Annotated in this window: 22 protein-coding genes; 4 read left to right on the top strand and 18 right to left on the bottom strand. The window is 63.7% G+C overall.

Features of this window, described 5'->3' with window-relative positions; translation table 11 throughout:
- A complete protein-coding gene (locus AC0ZT5_RS00830) occupies nt 1-1452 on the bottom strand; it encodes a DHA2 family efflux MFS transporter permease subunit (protein ID WP_488495264.1) in 1452 nt (483 codons plus the stop codon).
- Between the two features lie 325 nt (nt 1453-1777).
- Between AC0ZT5_RS00830 and AC0ZT5_RS00825 the strand changes: the two genes are divergently transcribed.
- On the top strand, nt 1778-2113 hold the full coding sequence (locus tag AC0ZT5_RS00825; protein WP_488494871.1) for a hypothetical protein: 336 nt from the start codon (nt 1778-1780) through the stop codon (nt 2111-2113).
- A gap of 23 nt (nt 2114-2136) precedes the next feature.
- Here the strand turns inward: AC0ZT5_RS00825 and AC0ZT5_RS00820 are convergent, their stop codons facing one another.
- Genes AC0ZT5_RS00820 through AC0ZT5_RS00810 form a run of 3 tightly spaced genes read right to left on the bottom strand, consistent with a single transcriptional unit; the run spans nt 2137 to nt 4859 of the window.
- Entirely contained in the window at nt 2137-2667 is a 531-nt protein-coding gene (locus AC0ZT5_RS00820) for a DUF5943 domain-containing protein (protein WP_488494870.1), read from the bottom strand.
- A gap of 5 nt (nt 2668-2672) precedes the next feature.
- Nucleotides 2673-3947 (bottom strand): metal-dependent hydrolase family protein, encoded by a 1275-nt coding sequence (locus tag AC0ZT5_RS00815; RefSeq protein ID WP_488494869.1) that lies wholly within the window; start codon nt 3945-3947, stop codon nt 2673-2675.
- 27 nt (nt 3948-3974) lie between these two features.
- A complete protein-coding gene (locus AC0ZT5_RS00810) occupies nt 3975-4859 on the bottom strand; it encodes a fumarylacetoacetate hydrolase family protein (protein ID WP_488494868.1) in 885 nt (294 codons plus the stop codon).
- 144 nt (nt 4860-5003) lie between these two features.
- Between AC0ZT5_RS00810 and AC0ZT5_RS00805 the strand changes: the two genes are divergently transcribed.
- Nucleotides 5004-5705 carry a GntR family transcriptional regulator gene (locus tag AC0ZT5_RS00805; protein ID WP_488494867.1) on the top strand — a complete coding sequence of 234 codons (702 nt, stop codon included), beginning with the start codon at nt 5004-5006 and terminating at the stop codon, nt 5703-5705.
- A 77-nt stretch (nt 5706-5782) separates the two neighbouring features.
- Here the strand turns inward: AC0ZT5_RS00805 and AC0ZT5_RS00800 are convergent, their stop codons facing one another.
- The 10 genes from AC0ZT5_RS00800 to AC0ZT5_RS00755 form a co-directional block, all read right to left on the bottom strand.
- The gene (locus AC0ZT5_RS00800; protein WP_477225850.1) at nt 5783-6829 is read right to left on the bottom strand and encodes an extracellular solute-binding protein; all 1047 of its coding nucleotides are present in this window, start codon (nt 6827-6829) and stop codon (nt 5783-5785) included.
- Between the two features lie 90 nt (nt 6830-6919).
- Nucleotides 6920-7714, bottom strand: a complete 795-nt coding sequence (locus tag AC0ZT5_RS00795; RefSeq protein WP_488494866.1) for an ABC transporter permease — start codon at nt 7712-7714, stop codon at nt 6920-6922.
- Entirely contained in the window at nt 7711-8580 is an 870-nt protein-coding gene (locus AC0ZT5_RS00790) for an ABC transporter permease (RefSeq protein ID WP_488494865.1), read from the bottom strand. The genes AC0ZT5_RS00795 and AC0ZT5_RS00790 overlap by 4 nt, the downstream gene beginning before the upstream one ends.
- Nucleotides 8581-8587: 7 nt before the next feature.
- Nucleotides 8588-9586, bottom strand: coding sequence for an ABC transporter ATP-binding protein (locus AC0ZT5_RS00785; protein WP_488494864.1), 999 nt, complete (start codon nt 9584-9586; stop codon nt 8588-8590).
- Nucleotides 9587-9796: 210 nt separating this feature from the next.
- The gene (locus tag AC0ZT5_RS00780) at nt 9797-10888 is read right to left on the bottom strand and encodes an ABC transporter ATP-binding protein (RefSeq protein ID WP_488494863.1); all 1092 of its coding nucleotides are present in this window, start codon (nt 10886-10888) and stop codon (nt 9797-9799) included.
- Nucleotides 10889-10892: 4 nt separating this feature from the next.
- Entirely contained in the window at nt 10893-11822 is a 930-nt protein-coding gene (locus tag AC0ZT5_RS00775) for an ROK family protein (protein ID WP_488494862.1), read from the bottom strand.
- On the bottom strand, nt 11822-12865 hold the full coding sequence (locus AC0ZT5_RS00770; RefSeq protein WP_488494861.1) for an SIS domain-containing protein: 1044 nt from the start codon (nt 12863-12865) through the stop codon (nt 11822-11824). The genes AC0ZT5_RS00775 and AC0ZT5_RS00770 overlap by 1 nt, the downstream gene beginning before the upstream one ends.
- Nucleotides 12866-12929: 64 nt before the next feature.
- On the bottom strand, nt 12930-13784 hold the full coding sequence (locus AC0ZT5_RS00765; RefSeq protein WP_488495263.1) for a carbohydrate ABC transporter permease: 855 nt from the start codon (nt 13782-13784) through the stop codon (nt 12930-12932).
- 29 nt (nt 13785-13813) lie between these two features.
- Nucleotides 13814-14701 carry a carbohydrate ABC transporter permease gene (locus tag AC0ZT5_RS00760; RefSeq protein WP_488494860.1) on the bottom strand — a complete coding sequence of 296 codons (888 nt, stop codon included), beginning with the start codon at nt 14699-14701 and terminating at the stop codon, nt 13814-13816.
- Nucleotides 14702-14802: 101 nt separating this feature from the next.
- Nucleotides 14803-16062 (bottom strand): ABC transporter substrate-binding protein, encoded by a 1260-nt coding sequence (locus tag AC0ZT5_RS00755; RefSeq protein WP_488494859.1) that lies wholly within the window; start codon nt 16060-16062, stop codon nt 14803-14805.
- Between the two features lie 187 nt (nt 16063-16249).
- Between AC0ZT5_RS00755 and AC0ZT5_RS00750 the strand changes: the two genes are divergently transcribed.
- Nucleotides 16250-17290 carry a Gfo/Idh/MocA family protein gene (locus tag AC0ZT5_RS00750; RefSeq protein WP_488494858.1) on the top strand — a complete coding sequence of 347 codons (1041 nt, stop codon included), beginning with the start codon at nt 16250-16252 and terminating at the stop codon, nt 17288-17290.
- Nucleotides 17291-17295: 5 nt separating this feature from the next.
- Entirely contained in the window at nt 17296-18057 is a 762-nt protein-coding gene (locus AC0ZT5_RS00745; protein WP_488494857.1) for a GntR family transcriptional regulator, read from the top strand.
- A 36-nt stretch (nt 18058-18093) separates the two neighbouring features.
- Here the strand turns inward: AC0ZT5_RS00745 and AC0ZT5_RS00740 are convergent, their stop codons facing one another.
- The 4 genes from AC0ZT5_RS00740 to AC0ZT5_RS00725 are packed head-to-tail and all read right to left on the bottom strand — an operon-like array spanning nt 18094 to nt 22942.
- The gene (locus tag AC0ZT5_RS00740; RefSeq protein WP_488494856.1) at nt 18094-18990 is read right to left on the bottom strand and encodes a dihydrodipicolinate synthase family protein; all 897 of its coding nucleotides are present in this window, start codon (nt 18988-18990) and stop codon (nt 18094-18096) included.
- A 28-nt stretch (nt 18991-19018) separates the two neighbouring features.
- On the bottom strand, nt 19019-21088 hold the full coding sequence (locus AC0ZT5_RS00735; protein ID WP_488494855.1) for an ABC transporter ATP-binding protein: 2070 nt from the start codon (nt 21086-21088) through the stop codon (nt 19019-19021).
- Nucleotides 21085-21993: an oligopeptide ABC transporter permease gene (gene opp4C, locus AC0ZT5_RS00730; protein WP_488494854.1), complete on the bottom strand. Its 909-nt coding sequence runs from the start codon at nt 21991-21993 to the stop codon at nt 21085-21087. Before opp4C ends, AC0ZT5_RS00735 begins: the two co-directional genes overlap by 4 nt.
- On the bottom strand, nt 21986-22942 hold the full coding sequence (locus AC0ZT5_RS00725) for an ABC transporter permease (RefSeq protein ID WP_488494853.1): 957 nt from the start codon (nt 22940-22942) through the stop codon (nt 21986-21988). Before AC0ZT5_RS00725 ends, opp4C begins: the two co-directional genes overlap by 8 nt.
- Nucleotides 22943-23030: the final 88 nt, after the last annotated feature.

The raw sequence follows: 23030 nt of genomic DNA, 5'->3' as shown, positions 1-23030 counted from the left end.
TTATTTGCTTGAATTGCCCTTCCGAACGTGGCCGCTGACCTGCACGCCGTCCTCGGCGCGCAGATACAGGAAGCCGGGAATGGACAGCAGCGGGATGATTGCGGTCAGCAGGAACACCTGATGAAAGCGCTCCGGTGTCACGATCTGGGTTTCCCCGGCAACCAGACCCAGCACCATGGCCGCGATTGAAACGCCGAGCGAAACGCTGAGCTGCTGCAGGACGCCGCCGAGGCTGGTGGCGCGGCTGAGCTTGTCCGCCGGCAGGTCTGCATAGGACAGCGTGTTGGAGGTCATGAACTGCGCCGACCGGATGATGCCGAACACGAAGACGTAGAGGCCGATCATCCAGTGTGGCGTGTCGGCGCTGATCAGGGCGAAGCCGCCCACAGCGGCGGAGCCGACCAGCGCGCTGCCGATCAGCACGACATTGAAACCGAAGCGCCGCAACAGCGGCGACAGCAGCGGCCGAATGAGCAAGGCGCCGAAGCTGCCGACGAACGTCAGCGAGCCGGAGGTGACCGGGCTCATGCCAAAGCCGACCTGCAGCATCAGCGGCAACAGGAACGGCACGCCGTTGAGGCCAACACGGCACAGGCCGCCGGCCAGCGTGCCGACCCAGAACGAGCGAAACCGAAACAGCGTCAGGTCGACTGCCGGCGCGACGACGCGGCGCGCACAGCGCCCGAAGGCGAGCAGCAGCAGGACCGCCGCTGCCAGCACCAGCACTGTCGCCGAGACAGGGATGATCGGCCGACCGATGCTCTCCAGCCCGAATTGCAGCAGTGCGACGCCGCATCCCACCATCAGGAATCCGGCGAAGTCGAAACGTTGTACCGCTTCCTCATGGAAATCGTCGACGAAGCGCAGCGCAGCCGCGATGCCAAGGCAGCCGAACGGCACGTTGACATAGAATATCCAGCGCCACGAGGCATAGGTGGTCAACAGGCCGCCGAGCAGCGGCCCGATGACAGGTCCCATGATGGCGGGCAAGGTCATGTAGGTCATGGCGGTGATCAAACCGCTGCGCGGAAAGCTGCGCAGCAGGATCAGTCGCCCGACGGGTGTCATCATGGCACCGCCCAGCCCCTGCAGGGCGCGCATCGCCAGCAGCATGCCGAAACTGCTGGCGATGCCGCACAACGCCGAGCCGAGGGTGAAGGTGAAAAGCGCCAGCGCGAACACTCTTCGTGCGCCGAACCTGTCCGCGAACCAGCCGCTGACGGGAATGAACACGGCCAAGGTCAGGATGTAGGTGGTGATCGCCAGGTTCAACCTGACCGGCGTCGTGTCGAGGCTGCGCGCGATGGCCGGGATTGCGGTGGTGATGATGGTGGAATCGAGCTGCTCCATCAGAAACGCGATGGCGACGATGATCGGAATGATCAGCCTCAGCCTCGGGTCGCGCTCGGTGGCAAATTGAGGCTGTTCCAATGCTGTGGCCAATTCCGTTATGCAGGCGGCTTGAATGCTCCAGCCCAAGCTGGCGCATCCGCGTCCAAGGGCAAGATTGCCTTGTGTGCGCCGGCAAGCCGGGGTCTGACTGCACGGCCTGTCTTATGGTCCGACAAAAAGGCGAGCGGTAGTCAATTTGGCCTTGATGGAAGTCAACAAATCTTGACCGCGGCTATCCCTGCGAGGACATCGGCAAACGGCTGTTGCGTGGAGTTTTCCGGCTCATTTGCGTTTCAGCGAATGTCGTCCCGATTTCGTGAAGGAACGTGTCGAGTGAGAGGTCGTTTTCTTCCCCATATGTCTCGCATGAACAGGAGGCATCCTCATGAAAAGGCAAATAGGATTCATCACTTCCATCGTGCTGGCGTTGGCCACGAGCGCGATCCCGTTGACCACCGACGCCAATGCCGCGGTCGTCAGGCACCATAGTGTCCACCACACTGCCGCCCATCACGGTGGCGCGCATCGACACGCTGTGCGCGGTGGACATGGGCACCGCGGCGGTTGGGTCAGCAGCGGTTGGACCGGCGACGATCGGGTCGGCGATGATGGCTGGATAGACGGCTACTACAATGGCTACGGCAGTTACGACGGCTACGCCGGCGACTATTGCGGAACCATCCAATGGACGCTCGACCTGTGCGGCCCCCACGGTCCCTGACCCTCATCCGGCCGTAGCGCGTCTCAGGCAGGACGGCTTTCCGCGAACTCGAACCGGCAATGGTCGTGCCGGCCATCACAGGCGCAGTAAGTCTCCTCGCATTCGACTTGCGTCGGTGCCGCAAGACCAAGCAGGAACGAGAAGGCGCCGGTGACAAAACCCTCGAACATGTAGCAGGCGCGCTGGCCTGGCCCCTGCCCGGCCTCCAGCGCGAAGATCGAATTGCTCAGGCTGATGCGGCCGAAGCGCCCGCCCACATCCAGCGTGTCGATCGAGAACTGGCCCCAGCCGCGCTGCGACAGGCGCTGGAAATAATGGCGGAACGTCGCCTCGGGATCGAGGCCCTTGCCCTGCACCTGTGCCTCGCACCATTCGATGGCGGACTTTGCCGTCGCTGAGCGCAGGACGGCGCGATAGGCCTCGCGGCCCAGAGCCGCCTCGACGGCGAGATGATTGTTCACCAGGAAGTGCCTGGGCAGGTAAACCATGGGCAGCCCGTCGGTCCGCCAGATGCCGCTCGTCTCGTCGACATCGATAGGAACCACGGGCTGCATGATGCCTAGGCTGCTTGGCGCTGCGCGGCGACCGAGGCCGACTGGTCCTTGTAGAGCTCGCCGTCCTTCATGATGACGACGAGGTTCTTCTCATGCACCATCATGTCGAGGTCCTTCAGCGGGTCGCCATTGACCAGCAGCAGGTCGGCGATGAAGCCTTCCTTGACCATGCCGAGCTCGTCGCCGAGGCCCATCACCTGGCCGCCGAGGCGCGTGCCGCATTGCAGCGCCTCGCTCGGCGAATAGCCGAGCAGGTCGACGAAATGCTTGAGGTCGCGCGCGTTGGTGCCTTGCGGTGTCTGCGCAAAACCATAGTCGCCGCCGATCAGCGCACGCACGCCGCGCTTGCGCAGTTCGGTGTAGACCTTGCGGCTGTCGTCGAGGATGCGCTGCATGCCGAACTTGACCGCCATCTCGTGGGTGAAGCCGAAGGGCTCGCCCTCGTAGAGTGTGCCGTAGATGATGCCGATGGCCGGGCCGACGAAGATGCGGTCCTTGGCCGATTCCAGCGCATCGAGCGCTTCCTCGTCGGCGGATTCGCAGTGATAGATGACGTCGACGCCGCACTTCACCGCGCGCTTCACCGAACCGGCGGCGCGGGCATGGCAGTTGATCTTCTTGCCGAAGTCGCGCGCCACCGACACCGCCGTCATCACTTCGGCCTCGCTCATCACGGTCAGGCCGCCATGCGCCGCCGGGCTCAGATCGTCGCCAGAAATGTTGATCTTGATGTTGTCGGCGCCTTCGCGGCAGCACAGGCGCACCGCCTTGGTGATCTCCTCGACGCCGTCGGCGATCATGCCGAAGCTCTCGTGATACATATGCTGCTGGCGCTCGTCGCCGAGGCCGCCGGTCACCGTGATCTCCGGGCTGCCGGCGCGCATGCGCGGTCCCGGCAGGCGGCCGGCATTGATCTCGTTGCGGATGACGATGTCGAGCCTGAGCTTCGAGGTTGCGGCGCTGTAGGCGCTGGTGAAGCCATGGTCGAGCAATGTCTTGGCATTGCGCATGGTGAGCAAAAGGTGCTCCTCGGGCGGAATCAGGCCAAGGTCGGAATCCTTGATCGCGCCGCCGAAGGAGATGTGGGCATGGCCTTCGACAAGGCCCGGCATCAGCGTCATGCCGCGGCATTCGATCGTCGTGGCGCCGTCCTCGGACAATTGGCCGGGCGTGCGCGCAATGGTGACGATGCGGCCATTCTCGACCAGCAGATCGGCTGGAAAGGCATCGGCGCCGGTGCCATCCCAAATCATGGCATTTCGAAACATCACTCTTGTCATGACATCGTCCTTTCGGAGTTGGCGGGGTTATTGGTTGACGGCTTGCGCTGATATGACGTCGTCGGCAACGACATTGGACAGGATGCCGACGTCTTCCAATTCCACTTCGCAGACGTCGCCATGTTTCATGAACAGCTGCGGCTTGCGCGCCATTCCGACGCCGGAGGGCGTGCCGGTGACGAGGATATCGCCCGGCTCGAGCGTGATCGCTTCGCTGATGATCGAGATCAGCGAGGCGACATCGAAGATCATGTCGCTGGTCGAGGCGTTCTGGACGACCTGGCCGTTGAGGCGCGTCTGGATGCGCAGCCCCTTGCCGCCCGGCGGCAATTCGTCTGATGTCACGAAGATCGGCCCGAAGGATCCGGTGCCGTCGAAATTCTTGCCGACGGTCCACTGCGGCGACTTGGTCTGGAAGTCGCGGATCGAGGCGTCGTTGAAGATGGAGTAGCCGGCGACATGGCTCAGTGCCTTGCCAGGGGCAATGTGGCGGCCGGCCTTGCCGATGATCGCCACCATCTCGCCCTCGTAATCGAGCTGGATCGAGGCCTCCGGACGGCGGATGGCCGCGCCATGCCCGATCAGGCTGGTCGAGAAGCGGGCGAACAAGGTCGGATAGTTCGGCGGCACGAAGCCGCTCTCGATGGAATGGTCGACATAGTTGAGGCCGACGCAGATGATCTTGCCCGGCGCCGATAGCGGCGGCAGCCACTCGACCGATTGAGGATCGATCCGCCGTCCACTGGCCAGCCGCTCGCCTGCCGCCTGCAGCGCCTGCGCGCCTTCGGCGATGAGTTCCTCCAGTCGTCCGGGAAACATCGCATCGCTTTCGTCGATGCCGCGGAACTCACCTGCCGGCAATGCGATTGCCAGTCCGGGTCCCCGCGGCGATTTATAGGCTGCAAATCGCACTGGCCACATCCTCGCTTTTGAAGGCTGGACTTTGTTTAGAAATTATATATCTGTCAACATAGAATATATTATTTTGCATTCTGATTCCTGCCTGGGATAATGTATGAGGGCATTCGATGGACAGATTCGGCCGCGGGCGAACCAATGGCTAGGGAAGGCTCGATCAATCTCACCCAGGGCGCGTATGAGGATCTGCGCGCCGACCTGTTGTCGTGCCGCATCGCACCGGGCAGCCGGCTCAAGGTGCAGGAACTGTGCGATAGGCTGTCCGTCAGCCTCGGCGCCATCCGCGAGGCACTGTCGCGGCTGACGTCCGAGGGCCTCGTGGTGGCCGAACCGCAACGCGGCTTCCGCGCCGCGCCGATCTCGGCCGAGGATCTGGTCGACCTCACCAAGACGCGCATCCAGATCGAGACGCTGTGCATCCGCCGCGCCATCGAGGTGGGCGACGTCGCCTGGGAATCGCAGCTGGTCGCGGCCCTGCACCGGCTGTCGCGAACGCCAGAGCACACGCCGGACCATCCGGTGCATTCGAGCGACGAATGGGCGACCGCGCATGCGGCCTTCCACAAGGCGCTGGTCGGCGGCTGCGACAGCCGCTGGCTGCTGCGCCTGCGCGACCAGCTTTACGACCAGAGCGAGCGCTACCGCCGCCGTTCGGTCTCGCTGGCACCCAATGCCCGCAACATCAGCAAGGAACATCAGGACCTCGCCAATGCCGTGCTCGACCGCAATGCCGAGAAGGCAGCCGAATTGCTGGCGGCGCATCTGGCGGTGACCACCGACATCCTGCTGGCGGCCGAAGCCGATGACCTGCCGGCGCGCGAGACAATTGTGCGGGCGTAGCGATTCATTTTCGAGGTCCTCGGACAGAAGGTAATAAACGCCGCCCGTACGAACGGGCGGCGTTTTGCGTCATGAGCCTATTGGCGCAGATTGGTCCAGATACGATCGTAAGCGCGGATCGCCTTCTCGTCGCATGACGGCGCAAACGAGATTTTCAGATCGGCCGGCGGGTTGAACTCCGGCGAGCCGCCAATATCCGCCGCCAGGTATTTGTTGGAACCAGCGATCGCGCTCTGGTAGCCGGTGTATTTCTGCTGCAGCGCGATGTTTTCGGGATCCATCAGGAAGTTGAGGAACTTCTTGGCGTTGTCGACATTGGGCGCGGTCGAGGGCACGGCGACATTGTCCATCCAGCCGACAACGCCTTCCTTGGGATAGACGTATTTGACCGTCGACTTCTGCTGGCGTGTCGCCAGCGCCTTGCCCGACCACTGCTCGTGCATGACCGTCTCGCCGGCGACCTGGCGCTCGACGATGCCGTCGGAATTGTAAACCTTGACGAAGGGCTTTTGCGCCTCGAGCAAAGCATCGAGTTCCTTCAGGTCCGCCGGATTGCTGTTGCACTGATCCTTGCCGAGATACACCAGCGCCAGCGACATCACCTCGGTCGGCGAGCCGAACATGCCGACCTTGCCCTTGAGTTCCGCGGGCGGATCGAAGAGCGGCTTCAGGCTGTCGGTCGGCCCCTTGTAGACGGCAGTGTCGACCGAATAGGACGTGGTGCCCCACACCCATGGCACGGTGTATTTCGCATCCGGATCCCAGGACCGGTGCTGCCATTTCGGATCGACGTTCTTGAAGTTCGGCATCGCCCCCGCATCGACTTCCTGGAACAGCTTCTGCTTGACGAAGATCGGCACGAAGTCGTTGCTGATGATCATCACGTCGTAGCCGGCGGCGCCCGAGCTCAGCTTGGCGAGCGCGGTCTCATTCGAATCGTAGGTGTCGATGGTGACCTTGATCCCGGTCTCCGCCTCGAACTTCTTGATCATTTCGTCCGATGTGTAGTCGGTCCAGTTGTAGATGTGCAGTTCGCCGGAATCGGCGAGCGCCGTGGTGGTGATGGCCCCCATGATGGCGGTGGCCAAAGCTATTCCTGAAAGTCCTTCTTTCCATTTGGTCACGGTCGTTCTCCTCTGGTTTGTTTTCTCGTTTTGACCATGATCTTTTCCAAAAACCGGCTTCCACTTTTCGGGATCATGGTTCAGGCAAGCTTATTTGCGTCGTCCGACGAGCAGCGCCGCTGCGACGAAGACGATGGAAACGGCAAGAAGGATGGTGGAGATGGCGTTGACCTCTGGCGTCACGCCAAGCCGCATCATGCCGTAGATGTAGACCGGCAAGGTGGTCGAGCCGGCGCTCGACACCATCATCGAGATCAGGAAATCATCGAGCGACACGACGAAGGCCATGATGGCGCCGGCCGAGATTGCCGGGATCAGCAAGGGCAGCGTGACGCGGCGAAACAGCCGCCATTCGTCGGCATAGAGGTCACGGCCAGCCTCCTCCAGCGTGCCGCCCATGTCGCGCAGCCGCGCCTGGATCGGCAGCAGCGCGAACGGAATGCAAAAGACAGTGTGGGCGATCATCAGGTTGATGAGCCCGTGATGCATGCCGAGCCCGGAAAAGAAGATCAGCGTGGTGATCGCCACGACGATCTCCGGCACCACCAGCGGCATCGCGATCAGCGCAGTTGCCGCGCTGCGCCCGAAGCGCAGCCGGCCGCGTTCCAGTGCCAGCGCGCCGGCCGTGGCGATGCCCGTCGAGGCGATGGTGGCGACGATCGCGATGATGACGCTGTTGAAGGCAGCGTCGCGGATCGAGCCGTTGTTGGCGACCGCGACGAACCATTTGAAACTGAAGCCGGCCCACACGGTGACCAGCCGGCTCGAGTTGAAGGCATAGATTACCAGGATCAGCAGCGGCGCGTAGAAGAACAGGAATATGAGAGCGGTGTAGGCCGACAGGCCGGGCGTATGCCGCCAGTCGAAGGGTTTTGCGCCATTCATCGCCGCTCCTCCGGTGCTTTGCGCGAACGGATGACGAAGACGGTCAGCACGACGACCGTCACGACGGTCGAGAGTGCCGCCCCAAACGGCCAGTTGCGCGACGAGGTGAACTGCATCTGGATCAGGCTGCCGATCAAAAGCTTCTTGCCGCCGCCAAGCAGGTCGGGTGCCAGGAACGAGCCGAGCGCCGGCGCGAAGACAAGCGTGGCGCCGGCCAGCGCGCCGGGTCTCGCCAGCGGCCAGACGATGCGGCGGAAGACCGCGGCGCGGCTGGCGTAGAGATCGTGCGCGGCCTCGATCAGACGCGGGTCGATGCACTCCAGCGTCGAATAGATGGGCAGCACCATGAAGGGCAGGAAGGTGTAGACGAGGCCGAGCAGGATCGACCCGTCATTGTAGAGCAGCGGCAGCGGATCGGAGATGATGCCGGCATGGCGCAGCGCACCATTCGCCAGGCCTTCGTCGCGCAGGATGAGGATCCAGCAATAGGTGCGGATCAGTGTGTTGATCCAGAACGGCAGTGTGACGGCAAAGAGCAGGATCCGGCGGCGCTCCGGTGTCTGGCAGACGATGTACCAGGCAACCGGCAGGCCAAGCACCAGGCAGATAAGGGTCGTGGCAATGGCGAGGTAGATCGAACGTAGGATGATGAGCGCATAGCTCGGCGAAAACACCAGGCTGTCGTCGAAGTCGCGCTGGTACAGGAACTGGAGATAGGCGTCGAATGTCGCCGGCGCCGTGACGCCGCCATAGGGGTTGGCGGTCATGAAGGAATAGGCGACCGCCAGAAACAGCGGCAGCACCATGAAGATGCCGATGACCAGCATGGCGGGTGCAATCAGCAGGTAGGTGCGGTTCGGACCCATCGCCGCCTCAGTTCGCCAGTTCGCGTTCGACGTCGCGGGCCCAGTCGACGACGACCCTGTCGCCTGTCGCGAGTGCCGCGCCGCCGCGCGAGCGCGACTGCAGCCTTGCTCCCTCTTCGAGCACAACCTCGTAGAGCGTGTCGGAGCCGAGGAAGGTGATGGCTGAAACCGCGCCTCGGGCGTGGCCGCTGGCGCCAGCCGATGCCGGCGAGACGACGATGTGCTCGGGACGCACGACGATCGTCTTCGCAGGATCGCGGCCAAGCGCTGCCCCCGGCAGCAGGTTGGACTCGCCGATGAAGTCGGCAACGAAGCGGTCCTGCGGATTGTCGTAGATGTCGCGCGGCGTGCCGACCTGCAGCACGTCGCCACTGCGCATCACCGCGATCCTGTCGGACATGGCGAGCGCCTCTTCCTGGTCGTGCGTGACCAGCACGAAGGTGATGCCGGTTTCGCGCTGCAGCCGCTTCAATTCGCTCTGCATGCCCTTGCGCAGCTTGAGGTCAAGCGCCGACAGCGGCTCGTCGAGCAGAAGAACGCTGGGCTTCGGAGCAAGGGCACGCGCCACCGCCACGCGCTGCTGCTGGCCGCCCGACAATTGCGCCGGGCGGCGTGTGGCGAAGCCTTCGAGCCGCACCATTTCCAGCGCTTCCCTGACGCGCTCGTCGATCAGCGATTTCGGCGCGTTCTGCATCTCCAGGCCGAACGCAACATTCTCGGCGACGCTCATATGTGGGAACAGCGCGTAGCTCTGGAACACCGTATTGACCGGCCGTTTCTGCGGCGGCAAGGCGGCGACATCGCTGCCGGCGATGCGGATGGCGCCTGAGCTTGGCGCCTCGAAGCCGGCAATCAGCCGCAAGAGGGTCGTCTTGCCGCAGCCCGACGGGCCGAGCAGGGTGAAGAACTCATTGTCGTAGATTTCGAGGCTGACTTCGTTCAGCGCACGGACGGGATCGGCGTCCCTGGTCACGAAGGACTTTGACACGCTTTGGATGTCGATCATGACCGGCAAATTCCTGGGACTGCGGTGAGATGGCCGTGCCTGCTGGGAACCATCACGGTCATTCGGAACCGTGCCTAAAAATTCGCTCCAAAATTATATTTGTCAACAAATAATATATTGTTTTTGCTTTCTGACACGCGAAAGTGTGGCAGGGAACCGTGATCCTCTCGGCCAGGCCCTTTGCATGTCGTGTCGATACCCCAGCGGAGCTCAGAGCACCTTGCCGCTGTCGGGATCGAGCAGATGCATATGGGCCATGCCGAGCGAGAGCGTCGCCACCTCGCCCGGCTTCGGCGTCGACGCGGGATCGATGCGCGCCGTCGCCTCCGCGCCGGCGATCAGCACATGCAGCAGCGTCTCCATGCCCATCGGCTCGACCACCTCGACCGGCGCCTTGATGTCGACGACGTCGGGCCGCTCGCGCTGCTCGGTGATATGCTCGGGACGCAGGCCGAATTCGAGTTCGCGCCCGACATGGCTGGCATAGCGTGCCGTACGGGCAGCCGGGACGGCGAGAGCGGTGCCATCACCGAGCACGACCGCGAGCCGGTCGCCGCGCGCTTCCAGGCGGCACTTGAAGAAGTTCATGCCGGGGCTGCCGATGAAGCCGGCGACGAAGCGGCTGGCCGGCTCATGGTAGAGATCGTTGGGCGGCCCGATCTGCTCGATGCGCCCCTTGTTCATCACCACGACGCGGTCGGCCAGCGTCATCGCTTCGACCTGGTCATGGGTGACGTAAACTGTCGTGGTGGCGACCATCTGGTGCAGCTTCTTGATCTCGGCGCGCATCTTCACCCTGAGCTTGGCGTCGAGGTTGGAGAGCGGCTCGTCGAACAGGAAGACTTTCGGCTGGCGCACCATGGCGCGGCCCATCGCAACGCGCTGGCGCTGGCCGCCAGACAGTTGGTGCGGCTTACGCTGCAGCAGTTCGCTGAGGTCGAGGATGTCGGCGACACGGGCGATGCGCTGCGTCACCTCGCCGGCCGGCACCTTGCGGATGCGCAGGCCGAAAGCCATGTTCTGCGCGACCGTCATCTGCGGATAGAGCGCATAGCTCTGGAAGACCATCGCGATGTCGCGATCCCTGGCCTGCACGTTGTTGACCAGCCTGCCGCCGATATGGATCTCGCCGCCGCTCGGCCTGTCCAGTCCCGCCACCATGCGCAGCGTCGTCGACTTGCCGCAGCCGGACGGTCCGACGAGGACGACGAATTCGCCCTCGGCGATGTCGAGATCGATATCGTGCACGACCTTCAGATTCTGGAAGCTCTTCGAAACCTTCCTCAGTTCGACGTCCGCCATGGCGCTATTCCTTTGCCGTGGGCGCGAACATGTCGAGCGCCAGTGCCGCGGCACCTATTACGCCGGCATCGTTGCCGTGCTCCACCGCCACGATCACCGGTGGCCGGCCGGGCTTGAGCAGCACGAAATCCCTGACATTGCGGGCGATGCGGTCGGTGAAGAAAGGGCCGGCCAGCGCCAGGCCGCCACCGATGATCGCCGCCTCGATGTTGAGCATGTTCGACATGATGCCGATCATCTGGCCGAGCCAGCGCGCCACCTCGTCGACGACCTGCAGCGCGATGGGGTCGCCTTCTTTGGCAAGATCGCAGACCGCCTCGGCGTTGGTGGCGTCGGTGTCCGGCTTGAGCTGGCGATAGCGGTTGACCAGCGCGCGGGCGCTGGCGAGGTTCTCGACCATGCCAGGTACCGGATCGGCGATGTCGGTGCGGGCCGGATCGAGCGAGATGCAGCCAAGCTGTGGCGGCAACCCGTCCGGGCCGTCGATCACCTTGCGGTCGATGACCATGGCGCCGCCAATGCCGGTGCCGAGCGTCAGCAGCGCAAAGCGGGAGAAGGGACGGCCGGCACCGTGCCGCATCTCGCCATGGGTGGCGCAGACGGCATCGTTGCGGACGATGGCCGGGACGCCGAAGCGAATGCCGAACAGCTTTGACAGCGAACCCTTCAACAACGCCGGGATCGCCGGGCAGCGGCCGTTCAGCATGCCGGTCTCGGGATTTGGCGTGCCCGGCACACCAATGCCGATGGCCGTGATGTCCGGATATTGCCGCGTCAGCTCTTCGGTGGCCTTGGTGACCAGATGGACGAAATCCGCAAACTCGATATCCCGATGCACGGGGACAGTGCCGCGCGCCAGCACTTTGCCCGAACCGTCGACGGCGCCGAGCTTGACCAGGCTGCCGCCAATGTCGATTCCGATCGCGGTTACCATCAGGCCTCCTTGCGGATGCGCACGTTGAGCCTGCGTCCGAGATTGGGATAGATCATCTTGTCCGGATCGATGCCACGCGCGATCGCCAGCTCGCAGCCATACCATTGCAGCGGGATCGGCGCCCAGCAGCCGGCGAGCCATTGCTGTTCCGGCGCTGTCGGCCAGCTGACATCGAGGTCGAAGCGGGTCGGATGGCTGGAGAGGTTGAGGACGACCGTTCGCGGTCCGAGTTCGGCCAGCGCTTCGCCAAGATTGGCGGCGACCTTCGCCTCGGCTTCGGTCTGCGCGATGGCGATCACCAGGCTGTTGTCCGTCGTGCCATAGACATGCCCATGCAACGCCTCCTCGGTGTCGAAGGCGGCTGTCGGCACGCCGCTGATCTCGGCGATCTTGAGTGACGCCTCGAGCGCGGTGCCGAGATGCGTCGCCTGTCCGGCGACCAGTATGTAGTCGGGGACGCCGAAGCGAGCGATCAGATCCTTCGCTGCGGCAAGACCGGTTTCCGCTGTCTGCTCGAGTTGTCCGAGAAGCTCTGACAGATGCACAGTCTTCTTGGCGAGCTTGGCGGCGATCGCCAGCACCGAGATGACGGTGGCGGTATAGCCCATGGTCTTGGGGCCGACCGTCTCTGGGCCGATCGGCATGACGATCACTTCGGCACCGGTCTCGGTAATCAGGCTGCCCTCCTCACCGGTAATGACAAGGGTGGGAAACCCGCGTGCCACGGACAAACGCACCGCCTCGATCGTGGTGATGCTCATGCCGGACTGGGACGCTGCCAGAACCAGTGTGCGCTGGCCCGATGCCTTGGGCGGCAGGCGCAGGAAAGCCTCCGGTTCCTTGGCGATCACAGACGCCCCAGTGCCCCCCTCCAGCGCCTCGGCGCCAGCCAGCAGCGCATTCATCGAGGAGCCGGTGCCGAGCAGCACGATGCGCTGCGGCTTCTGGCGCAGGCTGGCGAACCGATCCAGATCCGAGCCGATGGCTGCGGGCAGCCCGGTCAGGGTCGAAGGCTGCCGTCGGATGTATTTGCCTATCTGCATCTTGATGTTCCATCAGTTCGAAATTGTAGAAGTCTTGCGAAAATCTGTCGGCCATGACGCCGGGTTATTTGCTGTAGCCTTTGCTCAGGCCGCTGATGAATTGCCGCGAGAACAGGGTGAACAGCAGGACGAGTGGCACCGCGCCAAGCGTCAGCGCGGCGAGAAGTGCGGGATAGTCGTTCATGAACTGCCCGACGAATTGCTGCACGCCGAGCGTCACCGTCTGGTTCTGCCGGCTTGGGGCCAGGATCAGCGGGAACCAGAGGTCGTTCCAGACCGGCAGCATGGTCAGCGCGGCCACCGCGGCGAGGCCGGGCCTGACCAAAGGCAGCACGATCCAGAAGGTGCGCAACTCGCTTGCCCCATCCATGCGCGCTGCTTCCTTGAGGTCTGTCGGAACGGTGCGGAAATAGGTGACCATTAGCGTCACCGCGATCGGGATGCTCATGGCGGTGTAGACGAGGATGAGGGCCGCCAGCGTATCCATCAGCTTCCAGGCGAGCATCATCTGGATCAGCGGGATCGTGCCGAGCCGGATCGGCAACATGATGCCGAGCACGAACAGGCCGGCGAGCAGCGAGGCGACTCGCACGCGGTATTCGACCAGGGCGAAGGCGGCGAGCGTCGACAGGACCACCGTCAGCACGATCGTCGTCACCGTGACGATCAGGCTGTTGCGGTAGTTGACGATGAAATTGCCGCGCATGAAGACCCGCTTGTAGCCTTCGAGGCTGAAGGTCTTGGCCGTCGGCAGGTCGAACGGGCCACCGAAGATCGCCGGCGTCGTCTTCAGGGAATTGATGATGACGATCAGCACCGGTCCTATGGCAAGCAGGACAAAGAGGATCAGCAGCGCGTGGACGATGATGCGCTCCAGCGTCCAGGGTTCGCGGTCCGGGCGGCGGCGGGCAACTGGCATGGTGAGGTCAGGGGCGCTCATATCAGCTCCTAGACCGAATAGGATTTCAGGCGGCGCTGGATCAGCCAGAAATAGACTGATGTCACCAACAGAACCGTGAGGAAAATGATCGTCGCGACCGCGGCACCCAGATCGAGATCGGCAAGCTGCCCGCTCGAACCGAAGAAGGTCCGGTAGAAATAGGTGCCGAGGATGTCGGTGCTGTAGTTCGGCCCGGGTGCCGATCCGTTGAGCGCGAACACCAGGTCGAAGCCGTTGAACGTCCAGATGTAGGTGAGGATCGCGATCAGGCCGAATTGCGGCGCTATCAGCGGAAACTTGATCTTCCAGAACGTCGTCCAACCGCGAGCGCCATCGATGTTGGCGGCTTCGACGAGTTCGTTGGGCACCGCCAGCAAGGCGCTGTAGAGGAAGACCATCGGAATGCCGAAATACTGCCAGACCGACATCAGCGAAATCGTGGTGAGTGCGGTCGATTCCGTGCCCAGCAGCGGAAAACCAACCAGGCCCCAGAGCGGGTTGATGATCAGGCGCCAGACGAAGCCGACAATGACCACCGACAGCGTCGCCGGTATGAACAGCAGGGTGCGATAGATACCTTCCGACCGTGCCAGTTTTCCCGACGTCAGCAAGGCCGCCAACAGCAGGCCCATCGGCACTTCGACAACGAGATGGATGGCGAAATACTGCATGTTGTTCAAAAGCGCGTTCCAGAAGCGGGCGCTGATCGTCGGATGTGTGAACAGGCGCTCGTAGTTGGCGAGGCCGACAAAGGTGTCGCCAGAGACGCCATTGGTCTGGAAAAAGCTCATCACGATCGAGGTCGCCAGCGGCAGCACGGCAAAGACCAGATAGACGGCCAGGGCCGGCAGCACGAACAGCAACAGGTTTCTGTAGGCGGCAGCGGGAGATATCAATTGATGACCTCTTGTTCACGCCGGCATGGATGTGCCGGCGTGCCCGAAGGCTTCGCGCATGCCTCGCCGGCTGGCAAGACATGCGCAAAGGCGTTCCCGGATTACTTCTTCTGCGGTCCGTACCAGGAGGCGAGCCCGGTCTGAAGCTCGGTGGCGACTTGCTGCGGCGTGACGTCCGACTTGGTGAACATCACCTGCAGCAGGCGCCAGGTCTCGTCGTCGAGCGGTGGCGTGCCGGCGCTCAAGCGATCCAGCGCCAGCCGCGGTGTCAGCTGGGCGCCTTGCTTCAGGTCGGCGAAATCCTGCGCCAGCTTGTTCTTGTAGGTGACCGGCTTGCTGCTCATGGCAAAGAAGCCGGGGGCGGCGTTGACATAGAGTTCCTGGAATTCAGGTCCGGCAACCCAGTCGAGGAAGGTCTTGGCCGCTTCCTTGTGCGCGCTTTTGGCGTTGATGCCGATGCCCATGTCCGGCATTTCCTGCAGGTAGCGCTGGTCGCCGGCCTTCGGCACCGGCGGACCGAACACGCCGATATTGAGGCCGGTCGAGGTCGCCTGGTTGATGTCCCATGAGCCGTCCGGGAGGATGGCCGCCTTGCCGAGCGTGAACAGCTGCGTCATGTCGGCATAGTTCAGGCTCTCCTGCCCGGCCGGCAGGAACGGCTTCCAGGCTTCGAAGGCGGCGATGGCATCGACGAACTCGGGGTCGGTCAGTTTCTTCTTGCCGTCGATCAGGCCGAGCCGGCCCTCCTCGCCTTTCCAGTAGGCCGGACCGATGCTGTAGAGGCCGTTATAGGCGAGCTGCCAGGATTCGGCCGAGCCATAAGCCAGCGGCGTATAGCGGCCGTCCTTCTTGATCGCCTGCAGGACATCGATGAACTCGGCGCTGGTGGTCGGCACCTTCAAACCCAGTTCCTTGAAGATATCGGCGTTGTAGTAGAAGCCGGCGAGCACGGCGGCGACGGGCAGACAGTAAGCCTTGTCATCGGCGCCCGACCAAGCGGCGCGGGACGTCTTGTCGAAGTTCTCCAGGCCCGGCAGTCCTTCCAGGGATTCGAAATAGCCGCGCTTGATCCATTCGCGATTCACGTCGAAGGGGCGGCAGGTGATCAGGTCGCCGCCGGCGCCGCCTTCGATCTGCGACTGGATGGCGGCGTTGTATTCATTGGTGTTGATCGGCGCGAACTCGACCTTGATGTCGGGATGCTTGGCTTCGAAGGCAGGCAGGATGGTGTCCTGCCAGACCGCGATATCCTCGGTCCGCCAGCTGTTCAAGGTGATGGTGACCGGGTCGGCAAAAGCGGCGCCTACGCCGCCTGAAAACATCACGCCAAGCGTCGCCGCCAGCGGGATCGATACACGCATGGAACGCATTTTCCTGCTCTCCCTCAAGATGGTGCCTCGTGTGGATTCACGATTTTGCACTGTTGCCTGGGACCATACCTACTGATACATGTTGTGACAAGTGGTATTGTGTTGTCTTTTCCTGTTGTATGGTCGTTGTCCGGACTGGGCACCACCAAACCGACGGCAAGAAATTTGGGAGGACTTGATGATTGGAGTTGGAATTCTGGGTTCGGGTTTCATCGCTGAGACCTATGCGGATTCGCTGCTCGACGTACGCAACGCCGAACTCGTGGCCTGCTCCTCGCGCAGCTTCGAGCGCGCCGAAGCCTTCGCGAAAAAGTGGGGCCCCAAGATCACCGCCCACGGGGATATCGACGCCCTGTGCGCCGATCCGGCGGTCGCGCTCGTGGTGATCGCGCTGCCCAACGAGATCCACCTCGAAGCCGTCAGGCTCGCTGCCAGGCACGGCAAGGCCGTCATCTGCACCAAGCCATTGGCGCGCACGGGCAAGGAAGCGCAGGAAATCCTCGATATCGTCCAGCGTGCCGGCATCTGGCATGGCTATGCCGAATGCGCGGTGTTTTCCCCCAACATCGCCAAGGCCCACCAGATGATACAGGCGGGCGGCATCGGCAATCTCCTCACCATGCGCGCTCGGGAAGCACATTCGGGGCCGCACGCGCCGCATTTCTGGAACGCCGAGCTCGCCGGTGGCGGCGCCCTGCTCGACATGGGCTGCCACACCGTCGAAAGCGCCCGCCACTTCTTCGGCAAGGACAATTTGATCACCGAGGTGATGGCGTGGGGCGCAACGCTGGTCCACGGTGATAAGACAACCGGGGAAGACACGGCGATCGCGCTGCTGAAATTCGCCGGCGGCCAGCTCGCGACGATCGAATCGTCATGGATCGAAAAAGGCGGCATGCAGCTTCGCCACGAACTGGTCGGCTCGGCCGGTCGCATCGTCACCGACACATCTGTCGGCCCGGTCTGGGGCTTTATCGAAAAGCCTGTGGGTTACCTCGTCGAGAAGGCGGATTCCGAGACCGGCTGGGTCTATCCGGTGCCCGAGGAGACCCGGGCCTACGGTTTTTCACAACAGATGCGGCATTTTGTGGAACACTTCGCGGCGGGGACGACGCCACTGGAGACCTTCGAGGATGGCGTCATCGTCAACCAGGTAATTGACGCCTGTTACCGTTCGATGCGAACGGGCGTTTGGGAAAAGATCAGGGCGGATGGGTGACTGAAATGGAGGACTCGCCACTGCAGTCGGACGGACCCGAACCGCTCTGGCGACAAGCGGCAGATGCGATCCTGCAGGAGATCGCCGCCGGCAAGCTTGCTTCGGGCGCGCGGCTGCCGCCCGAGCGCGATCTGTTCACGCGCATGTCGATCAGCAGGGTGACCTTGCGCAGGGCTTTGCAAAGCCTTGTTGAGGAGGGAGTGCTGACCCCTTCGCACGGGCGCGGCTGGTATGTCTCCGCCAAGGTGCCGAAGGAGTTTCCCAACACGCTGGAATCCTTCAGCGAGACCGCCAGGCGTCTCGGCCTGGTACCCTCCTCAGACGTGTTGCGCGCCGAGGAAGCGCCTGCCTCGCTGGACGAGGCCGAGGAGCTGTCGATCGCACCCGGCGCGACGCTGTTCCACCTGGAAAGGATCCGCCGCCTCGACCAGGTTCCGGTCGCCGTAGACACCTCGTTCTTCGCCGTCGCCCTTGTCCCCGATCTCAGCCGTGTCGACTTCCGCACCGCCTCGCTGTTCGGTCTGCTGATCGATGCCGGCGCTGATCTGGCGCGCGCCGAAACCACGATCGAGGCGCGCGGCGCGGATTCTATACTGGCGCGCCATCTCGACATCGACGCCGGTAAATCCACCCTGGTGATGCGTCAGCTCATCGTCGATGCGGCCGGCCGGCCGCTGCTGTCGTCGACGATCCGATATGCCGGCGACCGCTATCGCCTTCGCACGTCGTTTTCGCGGACAGGCAGGTCGGCAGGCCGCAACCCCTAGTCTCTCCTGAGACGATCACCGTCACGCCGGCGCAGCTTACGCCAGCCACTCTTTCACCGCCGGGCGAGCAAGAATCGCACGCATCCGGTCGTCGGCATCGGCAACAGCCGGCGCCATCGGAGCACGGGTCGGGCCGCAGTCGACACCGATGACGCGGAACGCCGCTTTCATGCCCGGCAGCACGCCGGTTTCCAACAGCACCTCGACGAAGTCCTGCGACACCATCTGCAGGGCTTTCGCCCGTTCCAGGTCGCCGGCCCGGATCGCCTTGTCCACCGCCACATACAGCCTGCCGAGCAGATTGTAGGTAGTGCCGATGCCGCCATCGGTGCCGAGCATGCCGGCGGCGGCATAGATCTCGTCGAAGCCGTAATAGAACAGTTTTTGCGGCTGCCGCTTGCGCAGCATCGCGTATTTGAACAGGTCGGTGGAGGTGAATTTGATGCCGATGACATTGCGCAGATCGAGCAGCCGGACCAACAAGCCGAGCGGCAACGGCCGGCCGGTGCGCAAGGGGATCTCGTAGACGATCAGCGGCAGGTCGGTCGCCAACGCCAGCGCCTGGTAGTAGCCATAAACCTCGTCGTCGGAGAACGGATAGGAATGCGGCGGCAGCGCCGACAGCGCGTGGTAGCCGAGCTTTTGCGCCTGCCGCGCCAGGCGCATGGAATCGCGCAGGTTCGGCATGCCGACATGGGCGATCAGCCTGGTGCCGGTGCTTTGCGCGCCGGCGAAGACCACCTCTTGCTGAGCCAGCAGTTCGTCCACCGTCAGCAGACCGGATTCGCCGCTGCTGCCGCCGACATAGAGCCCGGCCAGACCCTGGCGCAGGACATAGTCGTTGATGTTGCGCTGGCGCTGCGGATCGAACTCGCCGGCATCGCTCAGTCCGGTCATCAGGGCGGCGTACATGCCCGCCAATTCCTTGGTCATTCAGGGATCCTCGGTCTTTCCAGAAGTGTCATAGGGTGCCGGCATGGTGGCAGGCGACGAGATGCTGCCCGGAGACAGGCGAGCCGAAATCGCGCACCTCGGGCGTCACCCGCGTGCAGATCTCGCTCGCCATCGGGCAGCGCGGATGAAAATGGCAGCCGGGCGGCGGCTTCGACGGATCGGGCACCGCGCCGCCCAGCACGATGCGTCGGCGCGTTCCGCCGGCCTTGGGATCGGGCACCGGGATCGCCGACAGAAGCGCGCTTGTATAGGGGTGCAGCGGGCTGCCGAACACCGCCGCGGTAGTGCCGATCTCGACGATCCGGCCCAGATACATCACCGCGACCCGGTCGCTGAGATAGCGGATCATCGACAGATCGTGGCCGATGAACAGATAGGTCAGCCCGAGGCGCGTCTTGAGATCGTCGAGCAGGTTGACGATCTGCGCCTGGATGGAGACGTCGAGCGCCGAGATCGGCTCGTCCGCAATGATGAATTTCGGATTGGCGGCCAGCGCGCGGGCGATGCCGACGCGCTGGCGCTGGCCGCCGGAGAGCTCGAACGGGTAGCGGTTGCGCAGCGCTTCCCGCAAACCAACCAGCGCCAGCAATTCGCTGACGCGGGCGTCGCGCGAGGCGCGCGTGCCGATCTTCTGGGCGCGCAGCCCCTCGCCGATGATGCGCCCAACCGTCATGCGCGGGTTGAGCGAGCCGAACGGGTTCTGGAACACCATCTGCATGTCGCGCTGGCGCTGCTTGAGCTGCTCGCCCGATGCACCGGCATAGTCCCTGCCCTCGAAAAGGATGCTGCTGGCGCTCGGCCGCTCGAGGCCCAGCACAGCGCGGCCGGTCGTCGACTTGCCGCAGCCGCTTTCACCGACCAGCGCCAGCGTCTCGCCGCGCAGCACCTCGAAGCTGACCCCGTCGACAGCGTGGACGGCGCCGACCTGTCGCCTGAGCACACCGCGCCTGATGGGGAAATGCACCTTGAGATTGGAAACGACGAGAAGCGGTTCCTGCTTTTGCGCCGCAGCCCGCGTGATGACTGGTGCTGCCGCCGAAGGCCGCGGCAAATGCTCGACCTGCCGCCAGCGCCAGCATGCGGTGGTGTGGCCGGCGCCGACCGTTTCCAGCGGCGGCTTTGCCTCGCGGCAGCACGCCTCGGCATGACCGCAGCGCGGCGCGAAGGCACAGAAAGTCGGCGGCAGGGTGACGTTGGGCGGCGCCCCCTTGATCGGCACCAGCCTGGTATTTGCCGCCGTCAGCGACGGAATGGAGTTGAACAGGCCGATCGTATAGGGATGCGTCGTCGCCGAAAACAGCTCATCGACCGGCGCGCATTCGACGATTGAGCCGGCATACATCACCGCGACGCGATCGACGAAGCCGGCGACCAGGCTGAGGTCATGGCTGATCCAGATGATCGCCATGCCGAGCTGTTTTTGCAGGCGCGCGACCAACTCGACGATCTGCGCCTGGATGGTGACGTCTAGCGCCGTCGTCGGCTCATCGGCGATCAGGATCGACGGCTTGCAGACCAGCGCCATGGCGATGCCGATGCGCTGCAATTGCCCGCCAGAGAACTGGTGCGGAAAGGCGCGCATGCGTTGCGGCGCATTGGCGATGCCGACCAGGTCGAGCATGTCGAACGCCTGGCGCTCGGCTTGCGGCTGGCTCAGGCCTTGATGTTCGCGCAGCGCCTCGGTCAGTTGCAGCCCGACGGTCAGCACCGGATTCAGCGACGACATCGGATCCTGGAAGATCATCGCGATGTCGCGGCCGCGGATATGGCGCAATTCGCTGTCGGGCATGGCCAGAAGATCGCGGCCGCGGTAGAGCGCGCGGCCTTGAGTGACGCGGCCGGGCGGCTTGCGGATCAGGCCCATCAATGTCTGCACGGTCACCGACTTGCCGGAGCCGCTCTCGCCGACAATGGCCAGCGACTCGCCTTCGGCAAGCTGGAAGGAGACATCGTTGACGGCATAGACGGAGCGGCCTTTTGGACCGAACTCGACGCTCAGCCCTTGCACGTCGAGCACGGGTTGTTGTCCCGGCGCTGTCGTTGGCTTGCGAGCCGCGAGCATATCGAGGCCGGTCATTTCGCGCCCCCGCCCATGATGTGCTGCGGGTCGAGCGCATCGCGCAGGCCGTCGCCGACGAAATTGATGCTTAGCACGGCCATCGCAATCATCGCGCCGGGCGGTATCCACATCCAGGGCTGGCTCTCCAGGATCGACAGCGTGCGCGCGTCGCGCAGCATGTTGCCCCAGCTGGCCGCCGGTGCCTGCGCGCCGAGGCCGAGGAAGGACAGCGACGCCTCGAGCAGGATCACAGTCGCCACGTCGAGCGTGATCGCCACGAGGATCGGGCTCAGCACATTGGGCAGGATGTGCTCGAGGATGATGACCGAGGGCGAGGTGCCGAGCGAGCGCGCGGCAAGCACGAATTCCTGGTTGCGCAGCGCTAGGATCTCGCCGCGCGTCAGCCGGGCGATGGACGGCCAGCTGAGCAGGCCGATCACCACCATGGTGTTGAAGATGCTGGGTCCGACCACGGCGACGAAAGCGATGATGATGACCAGGCGCGGAAAGGTCAGCACCATGTCGATCAGGCCCATCAGCAGGAGATCGATCTTGCCGCCGAAGTAGCCCGCTATACAGCCGATGAAGATACCTATCGCCGCCGAGATGGCCACGGCGACGAAGCCGACCGTCAGCGAGATGCGGCCGCCATAGAGGATGCGGGCAAAGATGTCGCGGCCGGTGCCGTCGGTGCCGAGCCAATGGACGTCGCCTGGCGGCTGGTTACGGCCGCGCAAATCGATGTCGTTGGGGCCGTAATGCGCGATCAGCGGCGCCAGCACGCAGGCGAGCACGATGATGGCGAGCATGACCAGCCCGAGCGTCGCCAGGCGGTGGTTGAGGAAACGGCGCGCCGCCTCGCCCCACAGGCCGCGCGAGGCGCCGGCAGCAACAGTCACGTCGGCGGCGATGATGTCACTCATAGTTCACCCGCGGGTCGAGCACGCTGTAGGCAAGGTCGGTGGCAAGGTTGGCCAGCATGACGATGATGGCGGTGATCAGCACGTAGCCCATGATGACGGGGCTATCCCGGTTCACCACCGCGTCGATGAACATCAGGCCGATGCCCGGCCACTGGAAGATCGTCTCGATCACCACCGAGCCGCCGAACAGCGTGGGCAAAGTAAGGCCGAAGACGGTGGCCAGCGGGATCAGCGCGTTGCGCAGGCCGTGGCGCAGCGTGATCGTGCTCGGACGCAGGCCTTTGGCCTTGGCGGTGCGCATATAGTCCTGGTTCAGAACTTCGAGCATGCCGGCGCGGGCATAGCGCATGAAGATCGCAGCGCGGAACAGGGCCAATGCGGCAGCCGGCAGGATCAGATGCCTGAGATTGTCGACGAGCGAGAAATTGTCGCCTGCCGTCGAAATGCCCGACGACGGCAGCCAACGCAATTCAAGCGCAAAGACGTAGACGAGCAGCAGCCCCATGAAGAAATCCGGGATCGACACGCCGACAAAGCCGCCAAGCGTCAGCGAATAGTCGGTCAGCCGGTATTGCCTGAGCGCCGAGATCACCCCCAGCGTGGTGCCGATGATGAAGGCTGCGAGCAGCGCCACTCCCATCAGTTCCAGCGTCATCGGCAGGCGCTCGCCAATGATCTCGCCGACGCTGCGGCCATTGACGAAGGAGCGGCCGAGATTGCCGTGCAGGATCTGGCCGATCCAATTGAGGTACTGGATGTAGAGCGGCTGGTCGAGGCCGAGCTCGCCGCGGCGCATCGCGATCAGTGCTTCGCTCGACGGCGCCTCCGCCGTGATCATCGCCAGCACGGCATCGCCAGGCATGGCGTGCGCGATGGCGAAGACGATGACGGTGACGCCGAACAGCACCGGGATGCTGAGCAGCAGTTTTCGCAGGAGATAGCTTAGCACCGGCCTCTCCTATGGCTGAAGGCGCTTTTGAGGCGGCGGGTCATGGGGCCCAGACAGAGCCCCATGACCGGCAAGTGAAAACATTTTC

It is taken from the genome of Mesorhizobium sp. CNPSo 4670 (genome assembly GCF_057784235.1).
This window is presented reverse-complemented; position numbering and strand designations above follow the sequence as displayed.

Coding starts and splice junctions, on each gene's coding strand:
- AC0ZT5_RS00825 (WP_488494871.1), top strand. CDS start 1,778: ATGAAAAGGCAAATAGGATTCATCACTTCCATCGTGCTGGCGTTGGCC.
- AC0ZT5_RS00820 (WP_488494870.1), bottom strand. CDS start 2,667: ATGCAGCCCGTGGTTCCTATCGATGTCGACGAGACGAGCGGCATCTGG.
- AC0ZT5_RS00815 (WP_488494869.1), bottom strand. CDS start 3,947: ATGACAAGAGTGATGTTTCGAAATGCCATGATTTGGGATGGCACCGGC.
- AC0ZT5_RS00805 (WP_488494867.1), top strand. CDS start 5,004: ATGGCTAGGGAAGGCTCGATCAATCTCACCCAGGGCGCGTATGAGGAT.
- AC0ZT5_RS00795 (WP_488494866.1), bottom strand. CDS start 7,714: ATGAATGGCGCAAAACCCTTCGACTGGCGGCATACGCCCGGCCTGTCG.
- AC0ZT5_RS00790 (WP_488494865.1), bottom strand. CDS start 8,580: ATGGGTCCGAACCGCACCTACCTGCTGATTGCACCCGCCATGCTGGTC.
- AC0ZT5_RS00785 (WP_488494864.1), bottom strand. CDS start 9,586: ATGATCGACATCCAAAGCGTGTCAAAGTCCTTCGTGACCAGGGACGCC.
- AC0ZT5_RS00780 (WP_488494863.1), bottom strand. CDS start 10,888: ATGGCGGACGTCGAACTGAGGAAGGTTTCGAAGAGCTTCCAGAATCTG.
- AC0ZT5_RS00775 (WP_488494862.1), bottom strand. CDS start 11,822: ATGGTAACCGCGATCGGAATCGACATTGGCGGCAGCCTGGTCAAGCTC.
- AC0ZT5_RS00770 (WP_488494861.1), bottom strand. CDS start 12,865: ATGCAGATAGGCAAATACATCCGACGGCAGCCTTCGACCCTGACCGGG.
- AC0ZT5_RS00765 (WP_488495263.1), bottom strand. CDS start 13,784: ATGCCAGTTGCCCGCCGCCGCCCGGACCGCGAACCCTGGACGCTGGAG.
- AC0ZT5_RS00755 (WP_488494859.1), bottom strand. CDS start 16,062: ATGCGTGTATCGATCCCGCTGGCGGCGACGCTTGGCGTGATGTTTTCA.
- AC0ZT5_RS00750 (WP_488494858.1), top strand. CDS start 16,250: ATGATTGGAGTTGGAATTCTGGGTTCGGGTTTCATCGCTGAGACCTAT.
- AC0ZT5_RS00745 (WP_488494857.1), top strand. CDS start 17,296: ATGGAGGACTCGCCACTGCAGTCGGACGGACCCGAACCGCTCTGGCGA.
- AC0ZT5_RS00740 (WP_488494856.1), bottom strand. CDS start 18,990: ATGACCAAGGAATTGGCGGGCATGTACGCCGCCCTGATGACCGGACTG.
- AC0ZT5_RS00735 (WP_488494855.1), bottom strand. CDS start 21,088: ATGACCGGCCTCGATATGCTCGCGGCTCGCAAGCCAACGACAGCGCCG.
- opp4C (WP_488494854.1), bottom strand. CDS start 21,993: ATGAGTGACATCATCGCCGCCGACGTGACTGTTGCTGCCGGCGCCTCG.